This is a genomic window from Microcoleus sp. OTE_8_concoct_300 (genome assembly GCF_031383065.1).
GTDB lineage: Bacteria > Cyanobacteriota > Cyanobacteriia > Cyanobacteriales > Microcoleaceae > Microcoleus.
Window position 1 is genome coordinate 1 of sequence record NZ_JANMZH010000458.1, and the last position, 1,265, is coordinate 1,265.

Here is a 1,265-nt window from a genome sequence, read left to right on the forward strand (position 1 = left end):
GATGGGTAATGCAATATTGCCCACACCAAGCCTACAATGATGGCGGTTGTTAGTGCAGACCATCGTTCTTGCAGAGCATCAACGGCATATCCCGACCAGCCGACTTCTTCACCTGTAGCAAGGAGGAAGAAGGCAACAGACATTACCGCGTTCTTTAGAAACGGAATTTCCACTCCTATAGGAAGTGGCAGTCTAAACAAGTGCATTACTCCATATATCAATAAATATATTATTGGCATCAAGAAAATAAGAGGCAAATACCAGATTTTTTGCCTGATTCTTGAAAAATCGAAAATTCTTTTCAGCAGTTTCTTAACGCCACCATGCCCTTCTTCTTTATAAACAAGGATACAGGCAGCTATTAACGGTATAAAGGCGCCTATAAAGTCAGTAATAGGAACATCCAGAGGAAGTCCTTTAACTTTGACCACTGTTCCAATTACCCATAATGGAATAGCAAGAGCAAAAACCAGTAGAAAGAACTTTAGGGGTGATTTATTTGATGATGTGCTTGTATACATAATTGTAATTTATTAAAGGTCGTTTTATAAGGATTATTTGTAGCGACCTGCCATGCTAATTGCTCAAACCTGCAATCAAGACATTTTCAAACCAGGATTATTTGCAACTATAATTTTGTTTTAACTAGGATTAAATGCAGCCTGCCTAATTTTTTAATTTTAATTCATTCTGAGCTCATATTTCTACTCCTTAAGACTTATCTTTCAACAAAGCTTTTTAATTATATCGACAGCATTCATCCCCGTCCATGTACTCATGGGCGGGGATGAATGCTGGCTTTTGATAAAATAATTTCCTTTGGATTGTGAAATTGACGTGAGATTGAATAGATAATTTTGCTTTTCTAATACTCTGATCCATTAGAACGCGCCAGAAGTATCAAACGTGCAATTCCATTTGCTACGCCCAAAACCGCACACACACTCAGCCAAAGCATCAGATCGAGCCTAGATCGAAACAGAACTACATATCCCAAAAAGTTATCGGACACCAATTCCAATAGCCAAGGTAATACAAGTAGGAAAAACGCTGGCAAGAATGTGCAGCCAATCCCTAACCAGACCCGCCACAATAGAATTCTACGAATCGCTTGTCTCCATTGTGGTAAGTAAAGCAAACTGCGGATTGCCAGCATTACACCTATAAACATTAACAGTGCGATCGCTATACCCCACAAGGTTATTGAGAACCCACCTGCGGCAGGCTGCCCATCCTTTAGTAATTGAATCAGTCCAGTTTTGATT

General features: G+C 39.4%; 1 protein-coding gene. It reads right to left on the bottom strand.

Going from position 1 to position 1,265, the window contains the following annotated elements; translation table 11 throughout:
* Positions 1-521 (bottom strand): CPBP family glutamic-type intramembrane protease (locus ACUVJL_RS20750; RefSeq protein ID WP_445247562.1); only part of this gene is annotated, 521 nt, incomplete at its 3' end.
* Positions 522-1,265: the final 744 nt, after the last annotated feature.